This is a genomic window from Pseudomonas sp. P5_B2, assembly GCF_056400445.1.
The window spans coordinates 11,661-27,296 of sequence record NZ_JBFULH010000003.1; the positions used below are offsets into that span (position 1 = coordinate 11,661).

Sequence of the window (15,636 nt, forward strand, 5' to 3'; positions counted from 1 at the left end):
TCCAGATGGCGCTCCGGTTTTCGCTCAAAAACAGCGATACAGGACTGGGGGGCAGGTCTGTCGCGTAACCGGGAGCCGATCGGCACTGTGCTGTTGAGCCCGGATCGAGAACAACAGGTTGAGGAAAGAGCGGCATAGTCAGACGGTTAACGCGACAACCACCTTGAAAAACGCCGCCCCCGAGCAGCCGTTCCGTGTTTGAGGTTCAGGCTCTAGCGCATATCCGCATAAGGTGAGATCGGCTCCACCGGTAGCGGCAGGTTGCCTTGCCATGGATCAAACGTGTAGCGCAAGTAAAGTAAGGCACGGCTCGGGGCGTAGTCTTCGCTGTGTTGCCAAGTGATACCGGTACCAAGCACCAGGTTATCGGAAAGGCGACGCTCTGCGAAACCCTGAACGCGGAAGTTGATGCCGTTGCTACTACTGCCACTTTGGGTGAGGGACGGGTCACTCACCAGGGTTTTATTCGATTGCGCCAGCAGGTTTTGCAGATCGGCTGCACTGTTTTCTTTGGGGTAGAGGTCAGAGTCGTCGATTTTCGAGAACGACCAACCCACCGAGCTTTCGAGCAAGGCCGACCAGTCAGCGTTGCGCCAGGCATAGCTCACCGGCGCGCTGATCGAGTAGTACTGTTGTGGGCTGTAGTAGCCACCTTCGCCGAGGGTGAGTTCGCTTAAGTCCTTGTCGTATCCCATGTACATCAGGGTCAGCCCCGTGCGCATACGCTCGTCGGCGCGTTCCACCAAGCGATAGTAATAGCCGCCCATGGCTGTGCGGCGCTGGTTGTTTTCAACGTTCTGGCCCGTTAACCAATGACTGCTCAGGCTTGCCCATATGCCATCATCACCGCCTTGGTCATGGCTCAGGCCCAAGGTGAAGCCGTTGGCCGTTACACCCCCCCACTTGGTTCCGGTAACTGGATCCACCGCACCGGCATACGACACCAGTGAGTTGGTCAGGGGTCGTCGCGATGCCGTGAGGCGATAACCAAGATTGCTCCAGTCACCGCTGTAGGTGGCCCCGCCCACCCAGTTGGACACCGTAAACTCTTGTGGCGTATGGCCAAGGTCGAAGGCCCAGCGATCATCGTGCCAGCCCATGCCCAGCATAGTGCCACGCACGCTCTGCGAAGCGGTGTTACAGCCACCTTGCACCACCGCGCACAAGCCGAACTCGTCGTCGCTGGAAAAATTGCTGACATCCAGATTGATGTCTTCGGCCTGAACGAAGCCTTGTCCTTGCGCCACCGGCGCGTCGATGCGCAGGATGGTGGTCTCGGTGGTCAGGTCCGAAACTCCCGATGAGCTGTTGTCGGTGCGCCAGGCAAAGTCATGGTACAGATTCACGGTCGGATTTTGCTTTTGGTACAGCTCGTCGACGTCGCTGCGCAGGCTGCGCTGTAACCAGTCATCGCTGTCCTTGGCACGGCTGGCCAACGTCATGGCACGGTTGTCGCGCGGTTCAGCCTGTTGCGGTTCGATCATCTTTGCCGCGCCCATGCTGCGCGCATATTCATCCAGAGCCCGTTGCGGTTCTTCTTCGGACAGCAGACGCGCTGCATCCCGATAGACCAGCGGGTCACTTTGTGGAGTCTTGAGCAACTGCGCGAACATCTCGCTCGCCCGCGTCTTGTCGCCCAGCGCCGCCCAGGCATTGGCGAGGCGGCGCTGGAACGACGCATCCGTCGGCACTGGCGCAGTCACTGCCATAAGGCTCGCCTTGGCGGCCTTCGGCTGACCGCTAGCGATCAGCACTTCGCTCAGGCCCAGTTGGGCCTCGCTATTTTTCGGCGCACTATCCAGCACCTTGCGGTAGCGGCTTTCGGCCTGCACCAGGTCTCCACGCTGCTGAGCCCAGTCGGCCAGCGTCAGGTAGTCGTCAGTGGTCGGCGCGCGCAGCAGCAACGCTTCGGCCTCGGCCTCATGGCCGCTGTCGCGCAGTGTCCGGGCCTTCGCGAGCAACTGGCGACGCTGCAGGCGTGCCCACAGCTCGTTCATGTTGTCGCTCCAGGCGGCACGGGGGATCTGTTGCAGACTGCTCATGGCATCGCCGTCACGTTCACCCCTGGCCAGAAACAAGCCGTGGGCATAGCGTGCCTCGGTGTTCTGGCCCTGACGTTGTAACAGCACGTTGAAGCTGTGATCGGCCTCGGCGTTGAGGCCCAGTTCGCGCTGGGCATTGGCCAAGCGGTACACCCGCCATGGACTGTCCGGGTCTAATACCAGCGACTTGCTCAAGGCTGCCTTCACCTGCACCCAATCACTGCGCCGGGTAGCGTCATCGGCCTGCGCGTCGAGGCGATTCAGCTCCAGCCCGCGACGCACATCCTGAAACTCTTGCTGCGCCTTGGGCGTCAAGCTGTCGAGGTAGCGCTCGGCCTTTTCCGGTGATTGTGACTGGTACAGGCGGACCATGGCACGCACCACGCTTGGGTTGTTTGGATCTAACTTGCGCGCCTGCAGCAACAGGGCTTCTGCGCTGGCGTCATCAAGTTCGCCCCGGGCAACGTAGGACAAGCCAATCAACGGCGCTGGGTCGTTCGGCTTGGCTTTGCTCGCCTCCCGGTACCATTTTTTCGCAACGGGATAATCCTTTCGCGCGAGGGCTTCATCACCCTTTTGCAGCAGCATCCACTGGAAGGTCACAGCCTTGAGGTCCTGCCACTTGGAGATCAAGGACGTGTCCTGTTCGATGGCTGAGGCTCGGACGAACGCGTTGTAGGCCGCTTCGTACTTGCCTTGGCGCATCAGCGATACACCCAGTGAACCGATCAGGTTGGAGTCTTGCGGATAACGCTTGATCGCCCGAAGTAAACTGGCCTCAGCGCCGACGTTGTTGCCGGAATCGAGCAATGCCTTGCCTTTGGCTCCGGCCTGCCAAGCCGGATCAGTCAAGTATTGCTCCTGTACTTGCAACTGTTTGGTCGCATCAGCGCGCAAACTGGTGTAGGGGAAAACGCTCAGAAAAACTCGCCAGCCTTGCGCGGTTTCGGGCCCTACCGGCTGTTTGAGCCAATAGTTGTATTCGCGTTGGGCAGCGCCGTTGCTGGCGTTCGGATCTGCAGCCAACTGGTGCAGGACCCCCAACGCCTCGGAATCACGATTTTCGGCAAACAACAGGTCGGCCAAGGTCTGGCGCAGCGAGGCATTGCCGGGGTACTGCCGGTCCAACTCGCGCAACTGCTCTATCACAGAAGGACGCTGGGCCTTGATGCCGCCACGCACGTTCAGGTATTCCAGGGAAGTGGCAAAGTCCGGCATGTCATCGCCGAACAATTGTTGATAGGCCTTGGCCGCCTCTTCGGAACGGCCGGCGACGGCCAGCAGGCGCGCCTCCTGCAGGGCCTTCTGACCATCGGCGCTGTGCATTTTCAGCAAGCTCTCGGCCTGACGCAGGGCCGCAGTGCCTGGTGCCTGCTGGCGCAGTTGAGCGGTCAGGCGTTCGGCTTCAGGCTGGTTCTTTTGCAGGAGTGCCTGGCGGACTTCAATGACTTTCACCGCAGGACTGTCCGGGGCGATCAGCTCCAGCCGAGCCAGCGAGTCACGCACCAGGTCTTCGCGGTACAGCGCCTCACCAATGCGGATCTGCCCCAGTAGCCATTGCTGTTGGTCGGGCGGACTGAGAGGCTGACCCAGGGCGACCCCATAGACGCCGCTCAACAGCAGCCCAAAACCAGTCAATTTGCGCATGCGGCAGTCCATTTTGGCACGAGGCGTCCGTTTTTATCGAAACGGTAACGTTGTTGGTCCCAGCCCTGCCCGAACAGCATCAGCGACTGGTTGTAATAGGCATCCGCCAAGGGCGGTTGTTGTTGCAGGCGTTGGCGCTGGGACTTCAGGGCACCCGCATTCTCCGGGCTTGCAGCCAGCAAGGGCAGCAATGCGGCACTGAAGCCGGCCGGGCCGGTACCATTGTCGAGTCCGGTGATGGTGTCGACCTTTTCTGGCACATGGCCCAACCGCACAGTCAGGTCGAGCATCGGTTTGAAGTGTTCAATCAACCTGGCGCGCCCCGGCGCCCCCTTGTCCAGCATGCCCAGCCAGAGGTAGACACGGATGGCGTCATAGCTACCGACACTGCCCTTCTGACTGTCCACGGCCCAACCCTCTCCGGTGTTCCACTGTTGCCAGTCGGATGCCAGGCCCTTGGGCGAACTTTCGATCAGCAGACGCTCAGTGTTGTTGGCAAGCTCCGCCCAAATCGGTGCTTCCAGGGCAAAGCGTGCCAGCAATTGCGGTGGCAGATAACTGGCATTCAGGCGCCACCCTTCGGCATTGTCGAACCCGACGTCGCCGGGTAACAGCATCAGGCCCAGGCCCGGAAGCTTGCGCAGGCTTTGTGCAGCACTGCGCCAGAGCAGGTTTCGACCCAATGTCAGGTAAGTCGGTTGATGCCACAGACGCCCGGCTTCCAGCAGGCTATAGGCGATCCACAGATCGGCGTCGGTGGCGTTATTGCTATCAAGTACCTGCCAGTGGCCTGCTTTGTCTCGGCCCCACTGCCACGCCGGAAGCTGCCGGTTAAGGTCTCCGCCGGCCAAGTTGTCCTGGGTCCAGCGCAGCACCTTCGCGAAGCTTTCGCGATCATTGCCCAGCAGGGCAAAAAACAGCCCGTAGCTTTGTCCTTCAGACGTAGTGATCAACTGCTCCGAGGAGCGGTCAATTACCCGTCCGTCCGAACTGAGCATGGCCTGACGATAATTCTGCCAGGCCGGCCAAGCGCATTCAGCCGCACCCGCAAAGCCTGGCGCTACTATGATCGCGGTCAACGCCAGAGCGAAGAAAACTTTCACCCGATTACTCCTGAGCAGCCAGGCGACGACGGGCAGCCCAACGCAGTGCGCGCCACAGCAGGAAGGCCGTCAGCAACACGCTGATGGTGGTCATGGCCGCCAGCAGGATCGGGTGCTCGGACAATTGGTACCAAAGCAGCAGCCACCACGGCAGGTGGCCGACGAAGTACTGCTGCCCCACCCAACTGCTCCCTACACCACTACTGCGGATCAGCGCCACAGAACCGTAAACAGCGTCTAGTTTTGTGGTGTCGTCCAAGGTGTCACGCAGCAGTTGGAAATCGGCGTCATCGCTGGCCAGCAAGGCCACAATGCTGCGCTGCTGGTGATACGGCGACTGTAAACCGACGATGGCGGCTATGGGTGCATGGGCGCTGACGTCGACGCGGTTGGCACCCAGGTCGCGTTCATCGCTAAGCTGGCCGGCGCGGGCCGATTTACCGCTGTGCTCATTGGACGGTTTGAGCAGCCAGGCACGCGTCTTGTCCAGCACCAGATTGGCATCGGCGCCATCGCCCACGCCCGACGCCATGGCGCCGAATACCAGTAAATCGACATCCGCCTTAGCGTCGTCCCAGTTGTCCGACAGCCGCAGGCCATACGCTGGCAGGCCTGAGTGCGCCGAGATTCCAGCAATGGTCTCGAACACGGTGCTCAGTTGTACAGGACTGCTGTGGGCTGGGACCATCACCAGGGTTTCCGAAAGGTCAGCCATGCGGCTGAATGGAAAGCCGCCTCGGGCAAAAGCACGCAGGTCGGGCATGGCGATGTAGTGATAGTAGCCGGACAGGTCAATGGTCGACTCTTCATCGATCACGGCCTGGTTGTTTACCGGCAGCGAAGTCTGGCAACGGTCGCGCTGAGCGCTGCTCAAGGTGGTCGCGAAGTTGAAGTCAAAACGCAGGGTATTTCGGTCGCCAATCTTTAGTGCTGGCACCAGCAGATTGTCGTTGAGGTTTGCCGACTCGTTGGACAACACCACCAGGCGCAGCTCCTCCAGACTGCTGTCAGTCTTGCTTTTCAGTGGCAGGCTGGTGATGAACTGGTTGTTCAGGCTGATGGTCAAGCTGGAATTGTCATTGACCGATGGTGGCGTATAACGAAACTTGGTATGCAGCGGAATCCCTTGGTTACGCCAGACGAACAGGTCAGGCGGTAGATTCACGTCCACTGTGAGAGACCGCGGCTGCAGACCCGCGGCCTGAAGCTGCTCTGGGTACTTGATCAACTCGGCGAAACGTACCGCGCGGTCTGTGCGCATCCAGTTCGGTGCGTCATAAGGCACCCGGGGCTTGAGCTGCTCAACCTTGTTGACGGTCACGAGCGAGCCACGGAACGCAGTCGCGCCCAAGGCCAGTGCGCGGGCTGCCACGAGCAGATCATCGTCGTTGCGACCCAACACCAACAACACCTTGCTGTAGGGGTCCAAAGGGTTGTCGATCATCTGTACGACGGGTGCATCCACGGCCGGGAACTTGTCGGTATCAGCCAGGAAGGACGGACGATGATCATTGGTGGCGAAAACAATCGCCGACTTGGCGCGATGGTGTTCATCGACGGCTGGCAACTGATCGAACAGAACCGGGAACTGCGCGCCACGCCAAGCGGCCTGGCTGCCGAAATAGGACGCCAGGATACCGGCTGCTCGCTGCTCGCCCAGTGTCGGCGCATCAGGGAAAACCAAATTGATGACCGGCTTGTCCTGGCCTCGAGGGTCGAAGAAAGGCATCGGGAAATAGGCCAGGTCGTTCTTGAGCGTTAGTGCCTGCTCCTGCAATTGGATCTGACTGCTGCGCCCCACGTTCAACCATAACGTGCTGTTGGCCGGATCTTCACAGATATCGGTGTAGTGACCGACGAACTCCAGGCGTACACGGTTGAAGTCCGAAATCAGACGCGGGTCCAGGGCTACCGATTGGTTGACCTTCTTACCCAACTGATCCTTCTCGATCGGCACAACGCTCATCAGCACGTCGTTGAGGTACACACGTAAATGCGAGATCTGTGGCAGCAGCGAAGGCGACGGCGTGTACTCCAGCTGCAGTTTCGCGTCACTGGCGATGCGATCGCGGCGCAGGCTGAATTCGATCTGGTCACTATTGTGGATGCCCAGCAACAGACTGTCGGCAGGACGGCCCAGTTGTTCGAAGCTGTACGCGGTGCTCCAGCTCGGTACGTTGCTAACCACTGCCGGCGCGAGAGACACGACAGGCACGACAGGCACAGGGGCGGTGGCGGTGGCGGTGGCGGTGGCGGTGGCGGTGGCGGCCTGGGCGCAGCAAGCGGCCAGGAGCGCCAGGCTGGCTACAAGGGATTTGCTGAAGTAGTGACTCATGGAGCACTCACTGATCGGGATTTGGGAATGGGGGCAGCCGCTGGCATGCGCGGCAGGAAACTGACCAACCAGCGCAACAATCGCAAAGGCGGCCCGGCGATGCGGCGGATCCAGGCGGGCAGGTATTCGTAGAGGCGGTAGTAACCGGTGCCGCCCAGTTTGAGAATGTCCATAAAGCTGTGCAGCGGGCGATCCAGGGTGTAATTGTCACCCCAGTTGAGCCAGGCGTCGGCGCGGGCAAACGTGCACTGCACAAAGTCGATTTTCTGTTGTTCATTGAAATGGGTGAAGCTGATGCCGATGAAGTTCTTGTGGCTGCGGCTGATATAGCCCGGGAACACGAATTCACGATTGCCTCGATGCATCATCAGCGAGATGCTCCCGCCCACTGCCAGCGACAGCGAGGTGTCGAGCTGGATGCCTGCGCCACCGTCGGAATAGTCCTGCAGCATGCCCGGGTAACAGTGACCACTCTCAAGGCGCACCGCCGCGGGCAACTTGACGTATACACGGTGAGTCTGGCGAACCTGGCGCACTTCCGCAGCGACCGCCACGGCGCCACCGATGATCAGCAGGTTGTAGGCCACCCAGAGAATGCTCACCACAACGGTGACGATTTCGTCGCGGGGGCCATAGAACAGCCGCCAGACGGCAACACCCATGCCGGCAACGTTCAGCAACGCCAGTAGCAAGTACGGTTGGGCGATTTTCCAGTCAAACTGGTTCTGCTCCATCAAGCCGCCCTTGGCGGTGACGTTGAACTTGCCCTTGCTGGGGTTGAACAGTGCAACGGTGGTGGGACGCGCGATGTACCAGGCCAGTACGGTCTCATACACCTCACCCCAGAACGTCCGACGATAGGCGCCCTGCGTCCGCGAGTTGGTGAGGCTTGCGTGGACCATGTGCGGCAACACGTACAGCAGGATCATCAGCGCCGGGGCGTAGATGATGTAGGCATGCAGGAACAAAAACGCCAGCGGCGCCAACAGAAACACCAGGCGCGGCAGGCCGGCCAAAAAGTGCATCATCGCGTTGGCGTAGCAGATGCGCTGGAAGATGGTCAGGCCCTTTCCGAGCATCGGGTTGTCGGTACGGAAAATTTGCGCCATGCCACGGGCCCAGCGAATGCGCTGCCCGATGTGCGCAGACAGACTCTCCGTTGCCAGACCGGCCGCTTGCGGCAACTTGATATAGGCCGAGTTCCAGCCGTTACGGTGCAGGCGCAGCGCCGTGTGGGCGTCTTCGGTAACCGTCTCGACGGCAAAGCCGCCGATCGAGTCCAGCGCGCTACGACGCAGTACCGCGCACGAGCCGCAGAAAAACGCCGCGTTCCACATGTCGTTGCCGTCCTGAATCAAACCGTAGAACAGCTCGCCTTCGTTGGGGTGCTCGCGGAACACATTGAGGTTGCGCTCGAAGGGGTCCGGTGACAGGAAATGGTGCGGGGTCTGCACCAGCGCCAGTTTCGGATCACGCAAAAAGCCCCCGGTGGTCATTTGCAGGAATGAGCGCACAGGTATGTGGTCGCAGTCGAAAAGAGCGACCAACTCGCCGTTCAGCAGCGTCAGCGCGTGGTTGAGGTTACCGGCCTTGGCGTGACGATTGTCGTTGCGAGTGATGTAGCCCACCCCTGCTTCGGCGGCGAACTGGCGGAAACTCTCGCGTTTGCCGTCGTCGAGAATGTAGATATTGAGCTTGTCAGCCGGCCAATCGATGCCCATGGCGGCGTAAACGGTACCCCGCACGATGGAGAGATCTTCGTTGTAAGTTGGGATCAACAGGTCGACGCTGGGCCACAGGCGCGTATCGCGCGGCAGCGACGCCGGTTTACGGCCCAACGGCCAGCAAGTCTGGATGTAGCCCAGGATCAGCACCACCCAGGAATAAGTTTCAGCCACCAGCAGGATCATCCCGCAAACCAGGTCCAGAGGGTTGTTCCAGTTCAGGGTCGAGGTATAGCGCCACCACAGGTAACGGCACGAGACGATGATCGACAACACCACCATCAGCAACGTCGGAAAGCGACCCGGAACCCTTCGCACCAGCATGGCCAGGCCCCATAGCAGCAAGACGAATACCAGTTGGGCGATGTAGCCGAAGGGCTCGGTGATGCAAATCATCGTAAAAATGAAGGCGACGACACCGATGGCCGCGTTGACCAGTCGTTGGTTGTGACGTTCCAGGCCTTTCCACCAATGGCTGCTCTGGCGAATCTGCTGGCTGGCCCCTGCGCGCCGGGGCAACTCTTCCAGCGCCTCGCCAATCCACGCCCACAATCGCAAGTACGCCGCCCCGATGGACTTGAGCCAGGCAGGGATCGCCAGCGTCCGTGCCTGCGGCCTGGCCGGGCGAACCAGCAACAGCCAGAGACTTTGCACCACATAGCGCAACGGGTCACCCAGGCTTGGTGCCTTGTTGGCCAGTTGTGGATACCAGCGCGTTGGCTGATCGAGCACAGCGCGCCAATTTGGAGACTCCAGACGCAATAACAACCACGCCAGGGCGCTCATTGTTGCCAGCAGCAGCGCAACTGACGGCGCACAGTCGTAATGCTGACGCAGGTGCGTATAAGGAAAAACGCGGGCGATCATTCCGCCTCCGAGCGGCGGGTCAGACACCAGGTGGCAAGGCTCAGCACATCCTGGGCGGCTAGACTGGATTCGGCATAAGTACCTACTGGCTTCTTGAACGCCAGGGCTTCGCGCATCGCTTCATCCAGATGCACGGTGAGTGGCAACAATCGGGCACCGTATTGCTTGCTCCAAATCAACAGCAGGTCGCGCTGCAATTGACTGACTGGATCGAAGCGGTTAATCAGCAGATGCTCGCCGCTGGATTCATCCTGTTGTATCAGCACATGGCAGGCGGCATCTGCCTCGACAATCCGCAAGCGCAATGCGCAGGGTCCAATATGAGCATGGCCCGGCAGTCGCAAGGGCACATCGAACAATATCCAGTCAAAGTGTTCGGCAAGGCTAGCCTGTCGGCGGTCCCATAGCATTGGCTCACTGAGCAGGCGTTGCTCGATTTGATCCTGCTCTTCCAGTTTCAGGCGGCCATAGGGCAACACGCTCAATCCCGGCTCCACGTCCCAGGCCTGGGTGTTCCAAGCCACTCCGTCGATCATGGCTCGCGCCCAGCCGCCGGGCTCGCTAACGTCTACGTTGAAGTGCAGGCGAAGCAGGTTCTCCGGGCACATGTCCACTAGCAGCACGCGCTCGCCAAGACGATGCAATGCTTGACCAGTGGCCGCTAGTAGTGAGCTCGTGCCGACGCCGCCGCGCAAACCACGCAGACTGAGGGCTGTCATGGCAGTTTATCGAAGTCGGCCTGATGCACCCTCGGCTGGACYGCCGGTTGCAGGCGCTCCATCTCCTCCAGCAGCGGCCAGCGATTGAGAGCCTTTTGCAATTCGATCTGCGCTGAAATGTCCACGTATTCCAGTTCGGGCAGCTCAAGCTCCTGCTTCAGGAGGGCGATGTCGTCGGCACGATCCGCACGCGACTTCACCCTGGCCTTCACTTGAAGCGCTGTGGGTAGGGCAGCCATTCTGCTTTCTCCTTGATTCGTATATAAGGTTTTCCGGCGTAATCAACGACCACGGTGCCGGCGTTTTCGGAAACCGCTGCCGTTTGCGGTAGGTTGCTCAGCAGGGCCGGCCAGTTGGGACCCTCGCCATCCGCCTGAGGTGGGGCGCTATACAGTCGACTGATGATTTCCGACAGGGCCAGGAAGCTGCTCGGCTCGGTGATGTGYAGTGGMGCGGMAYTSGSGTTGCGMCCCATGCCCACCARCTTGATACCGACCGGCACRYGGGTGATGGACGGGCTCGGTATCTCGCGCATACCGGCTATCTGCATGCGGTCGCCATGCAGTGCCGCGCCATGCTCCGGCACAATCACCACCACCACCCGGCGACCGCTGAGCTCCAGTTGTTTAATGAAGCCATTGAGGTCGTCGATCAACCCTTGGGCACGAGGTTTGTAATCACTCCTGGTAGAGCCGCCATCGGCGGTCAGCGTACGGTTGCCGTCATGCAGCGTGGTGGTGTTATAGAAGAGTGCCACGCGATCGCTTTTGACTTCTTCACGGTGCTTCCACCAGGCATCCAATACCTGGGCATCGCGTACGATCGGCGAACCGTCGAAGCTCACTAGAGCACGCGGAAATTTGCTGGCACTGATAGTAGGGGGCGGCAACGAACCTTGGGCGCGGACTTCGTCAAGGAAGCCTTCGAACTGGCCGGAGTGGTTGAGCATCACTTCGCTGGAAAAGCCCAGCTTGCTCAAATCGTCCATCAACATGCACTGATCCGGGGCAGTGCTGTACAGCTTGCTGTGCGGAAGCTGCCCACAACTGGCACGCAACAGGCGGATGGCTGCCGGGCCACTGTAAGAAGTGGCCGAATTGAAGTTGTCGAAAATCACGTCCATCTGCTGGAGCAGCGTGTTGTCGCGCAGGTCCACGGATTCCAGGTCATCCCAGGCCATGGAGCAGATATTGATCAATAACAGGTCGAAAGGCTGCGCCGCAGAAGTCGCAGGCGTGAACTCCACATGACGCGCGGCCTCGGTGGTATAGAACTTCTGCAGGTAGGCTTCCAGTGTGGCGCTGTCGGGGTCGGCCGTGCTCACCGCAGCCGTTGAAGGGCCACTGCCCGATGCCGCAACCGGCTCACTGCTGGTGTGCAACGCCAGCAGATTGACGCTGGCCAGCCAAGCCAAACCCAGCACACTCAGGGTGGTCAGGCGCAGCCAGTGACGGACGAAGGCATAACCAACTACTAGCGCTGCCAGCAACGCACACAGGTTCCAATCGATAAAACGACCCGCCAGCTCGACCATGTATACGCCGGTGAAATTCATCACACCAGGCTGGTCCAGCAGTCGGCTGAAGGGGGGCAGCCAGGTGTCCTGGTAAAACAGCGCAACGCCAACGGGGATCGCAATGACTGTACGCAGGATGCGCAAATACCGATGTTTCAACGGCAGTAGCAATGCCATAGCGAACACCAGGTTAGGCAATACCTGCAGATTCAGATAGCCAGCCCACAGCAGTACGAACTTGAGGATGAAATACAGATTCCAGGATCCAAGGCCCGGCCATACGCGCGCTGACGCCGTTTTAATGACTTCATGCCGACTCATGGGGTTTGCTCTGGGCTGGGGCGCGACTACGCACGCCACGGGATTTCAGGTAACGCGGGGGCAAGAGGCCCTTCACGACGGTCAGAAAACGACGACCAAAACTGATCAGCACCACGATCAGTGCCAGAGTCAGCAGGCTGCTGAGGCCGATCACCTGGATCAGCTCGGAATAGCTCATGAACAGGGATCCGTAATAGGTAGCGTGGTGCGTTGAGGCGAATAGGCGCCACACCCAGCGGCGTCGGCGGAACTACCGGCCGTGCGCTCATCTGCCAGAAGGAACGTGGAAGGCAGCAAGGCGGCTGTGAGGAAGTCCTCGCGCGGCAACGCTTCAACGCCGGGGAGAATCTGGAAGTCGCTGAACAGATCGCGCCAGGAAAGCCGGCAGATATTCGACAATGCGGGTTCCAGTCCGTCCGCGCGACAGGCAAACAGGAACAAATAAAAAGCTCCGTTGACCACGCAGGCGACGTCACCGAAACGATTCAAGCCGATTTGATTCAAGTACTGCTCGATTCCCAGACCACCGCGCGGTATCAGTTTGAGCAGTTGGTGGCTTATTTCGCCAGAGGCGCCGCTGTATACGTGCTCCACCGTGTCGATGAATTCCTGGGGCGCTAACAGACCGCGTATGGCGGGAGGCCGCAGTCGTTCGAATAGCGATTGGAAGTTGGTAGTGCGGCTTCGGCGCCAGATCTGGCCTTGGGCACTGTCGATAATGCTGAAGAAGTGTGCCGGCGTAGTCCCATAGGGCACGGTGATGTTGGCGCCGCAGGACACCAGCAGACGCTCGTCCCGATAGCGCAGGCAGGGCTCCATCTCGCGAATGATGATCTTCAGCGCAATGCCGCAGCGCTCGCGCAGGGCGTGAATCTGACGGGCCAACTCTTCGACTTGCAGGTTGCTGTCGATGGCTACGATGATACTGGCGGCTCGAGCGCGCCGGGCTTGCTTGAGCAAGTCCTCGCGGTTCTCGAACAGCCTCCACTGATCCGATAACGGTGGCGAGCCTTCTAGGACAGAACGCTGCGTCAGGTAGATCCGCTGGTCATCGGTATGGGTCAGTTGCACATTGGCCTGCTCATTGACCGATAGTGCGAAGCCGTCTACCTGCAACTCGAGCTCGAACTCCTGCCCGCTGCACACGCCCAGTTCGCTGCGCCAGTAGTGCAAGTGATAGCGAATACCACCATCACGGCGATAGAGCTGAGTGAGCCCACAGATCGTATCGTTGAGCCGTAACAAACGCTCATGCAGTTGTGGCGTCTGACCATGGCTGATCACCAAGAGGGTGCATTGGCGTTCTCCCAGCCATTGCTTCAGGGACAGGCAGCAATGCCGTAAATCTGGCGCGACATCACTCACCCATGCGCTGTCCGGCAGCATCAGCACAATGGTAGTCCCGGCAACCGGAGCAGCACGGGTGAGTTCGCCGACCAGTGATTTGAGGGTCAGACCGATGTCGGCTTTTTTGATGTCAAACAGCTTCAAAAGAGCTGGACCGGCATCTGGCGCCAACTTCTGCGCCAGCTTCCGACTTGAATGCCCGCAGCAGACCAACATCCCTCTCGCCTCGGGCGGCATCGCTGCCAGGCATTGGACTGCCAGTGCGGCAGAATCGCTTGCCTGATCCACTGCCACCCAATAAAGCCCGCTGTCTTGCAACAAAATCTGCTCATCACGCAGATGGCGGATACCTAAGGTGAACTGACTCAAATGTAGTTCTCCTTAGTTTGAACTGGATGCGGCTAGATCAGCACCCTCTCTCCAGTTATAGCGGTAATTTTGTGATTCACTATTCCCGGACACCGCGTAGGTTTTTTATCGGCATGAACTGACGCCAGTCAGCCGTCATATTGCAGGGAAGCGGAATCCAGCTGTACCGATGTATCAAAAAATAATTGATAGCGCTGAAGCACTCTCGGGCCGTTCGCAAGCCCGTGCTTGGATCCATTCGGGTTTAAATGGGCAGCATAGCTCCCTCTGTGGATTTTCCCAGTAATTTACTTGGAGATTCTTGATCGGGCGCAAACACGTAAACAAGAGTCGCTACCGAAACATACGACTCGCATACTGCCACCCTTTATCCGAGTGAAACAGCAGCCCCTGAGGTCTTCCACGTTGCTCATAGGCCGTGTCCAGCGCCTTGAAATCCCGGCGCCCGGCTTTCCGACAATGCCCAACCCACCCTCCCGCATGCATGCAGCAGTGCCATTTACCTTGAGCACCGACGCAAGTGATGCCACCGCACCAGAGCTGATTGGGCGCTAGAACTTCGACTCGCCGACTTGACGCATTCGGGATATCCAGCCGTTCCACCCTCGTTTAAAAGGCATGGAAACCTGGCTGCGTGATCACGAGCCCAAGCTCGCGCATTACTCCGCGTGACGGGTACGTACAAACGCCACGTACAATACAGAAACGAAAAAACCCCGTAGACGTTAATCTACGGGGTTTCATATGTATGGCGGAGAGATAGGGATTCGAACCCTAGGTACCGGTGAAGGTACAACGGATTTCGAATCCGTCCCATTCGGCCACTCTGGCATCTCTCCAACGGCGCGCATCATAACAACACTTTCGCCGGAAGCGAACCCCCTAAGCGAAATTTTTCCGTGCTATCAGATGCTTGCGTCGATTAAAGCGGTACGCCCAGACGATCGGCGACTTCTTCGTAGGCTTCGATAACGTCACCGAGGCCCTGACGGAAGCGGTCCTTGTCCATTTTCTTGCCGGTGGCCTTGTCCCACAGGCGGCAGCCGTCCGGGCTGAATTCGTCGCCCAGGACGATGGAGCCGTCGTGGAATACACCAAACTCAAGTTTGAAGTCGACCAGCAGCAGGCCGGCGTCGTCGAACAGTTTGCTCAGGACTTCGTTGACCTTGAGCGACAGTTCTTTCATGCGAACCAGTTGCTCGGCAGTGCCCCAACCGAAGGCCACGACGTGGGATTCGTTGATGAACGGGTCACCCTTGGCGTCGTCCTTCAGGAACAGTTCGAAGGTGTAAGGGTTGAGCTTCATGCCTTCTTCGACGCCCAGGCGCTTGACCAAGCTGCCGGCGGCGTAGTTACGCACAACGCACTCGACCGGGATCATGTCGAGTTTTTTCACCAGGCATTCGTTGTCGCCCAGCAGTTTGTCGAATTGCGTCGGCACGCCGGCGGCTTCGAGTTTCTGCATGATGAAGGCGTTAAACTTGTTGTTCACCATGCCTTTGCGGTCGAGCTGCTCGATGCGCTTGCCGTCGAACGYCGAGGTGTCATTGCGAAACAGCAGGATCAAGCGGTTAGCGTCGTCGGTCTTGTAAACCGATTTGGCTTTGCCGCGGTAGAGTTCTTCACGTTTTTCCATGATGGGCTCC

General features: G+C 59.4%; 10 protein-coding genes and 1 tRNA gene. All 11 read right to left on the reverse strand.

The window, feature by feature from the left end; all coding sequences use genetic code 11:
- Positions 1–212: 212 nt before the first annotated feature.
- Positions 213–3,689 (reverse strand): cellulose synthase complex outer membrane protein BcsC, encoded by a 3,477-nt coding sequence (gene bcsC, locus AC1DRJ_RS00835; protein WP_477800371.1) that lies wholly within the window; start codon positions 3,687–3,689, stop codon positions 213–215.
- Entirely contained in the window at positions 3,677–4,792 is a 1,116-nt protein-coding gene (gene bcsZ, locus AC1DRJ_RS00840) for a cellulose synthase complex periplasmic endoglucanase BcsZ (protein WP_477800372.1), read from the reverse strand. The genes bcsC and bcsZ overlap by 13 nt, the downstream gene beginning before the upstream one ends.
- A gap of 4 nt (positions 4,793–4,796) precedes the next feature.
- Positions 4,797–7,127, reverse strand: coding sequence for a cellulose biosynthesis cyclic di-GMP-binding regulatory protein BcsB (gene bcsB, locus AC1DRJ_RS00845; protein WP_477800373.1), 2,331 nt, complete (start codon positions 7,125–7,127; stop codon positions 4,797–4,799).
- Entirely contained in the window at positions 7,124–9,718 is a 2,595-nt protein-coding gene (bcsA, locus tag AC1DRJ_RS00850) for a UDP-forming cellulose synthase catalytic subunit (protein ID WP_477800374.1), read from the reverse strand. The genes bcsB and bcsA overlap by 4 nt, the downstream gene beginning before the upstream one ends.
- The gene (gene bcsQ, locus AC1DRJ_RS00855) at positions 9,715–10,437 is read right to left on the reverse strand and encodes a cellulose biosynthesis protein BcsQ (protein WP_477800375.1); all 723 of its coding nucleotides are present in this window, start codon (positions 10,435–10,437) and stop codon (positions 9,715–9,717) included. The genes bcsA and bcsQ overlap by 4 nt, the downstream gene beginning before the upstream one ends.
- On the reverse strand, positions 10,434–10,676 hold the full coding sequence (bcsR, locus tag AC1DRJ_RS00860) for a cellulose biosynthesis protein BcsR (protein ID WP_477800376.1): 243 nt from the start codon (positions 10,674–10,676) through the stop codon (positions 10,434–10,436). The genes bcsQ and bcsR overlap by 4 nt, the downstream gene beginning before the upstream one ends.
- Positions 10,646–12,274, reverse strand: coding sequence for a cellulose biosynthesis protein BcsG (gene bcsG, locus AC1DRJ_RS00865; RefSeq protein ID WP_477800377.1), 1,629 nt, complete (start codon positions 12,272–12,274; stop codon positions 10,646–10,648). The genes bcsR and bcsG overlap by 31 nt, the downstream gene beginning before the upstream one ends.
- Positions 12,261–12,452 (reverse strand): cellulose biosynthesis protein BcsF, encoded by a 192-nt coding sequence (gene bcsF, locus AC1DRJ_RS00870; RefSeq protein ID WP_477800378.1) that lies wholly within the window; start codon positions 12,450–12,452, stop codon positions 12,261–12,263. The genes bcsG and bcsF overlap by 14 nt, the downstream gene beginning before the upstream one ends.
- Positions 12,449–13,990, reverse strand: coding sequence for a cellulose biosynthesis protein BcsE (gene bcsE / locus AC1DRJ_RS00875; protein ID WP_477800379.1), 1,542 nt, complete (start codon positions 13,988–13,990; stop codon positions 12,449–12,451). Before bcsE ends, bcsF begins: the two co-directional genes overlap by 4 nt.
- Positions 13,991–14,739: 749 nt before the next feature.
- Positions 14,740–14,829, reverse strand: a tRNA-Ser gene (locus AC1DRJ_RS00880).
- Between the two features lie 83 nt (positions 14,830–14,912).
- Positions 14,913–15,626 carry a phosphoribosylaminoimidazolesuccinocarboxamide synthase gene (purC, locus tag AC1DRJ_RS00885; protein WP_477800380.1) on the reverse strand — a complete coding sequence of 238 codons (714 nt, stop codon included), beginning with the start codon at positions 15,624–15,626 and terminating at the stop codon, positions 14,913–14,915.
- Between the last annotated feature and the right edge of the window lie 10 nt (positions 15,627–15,636).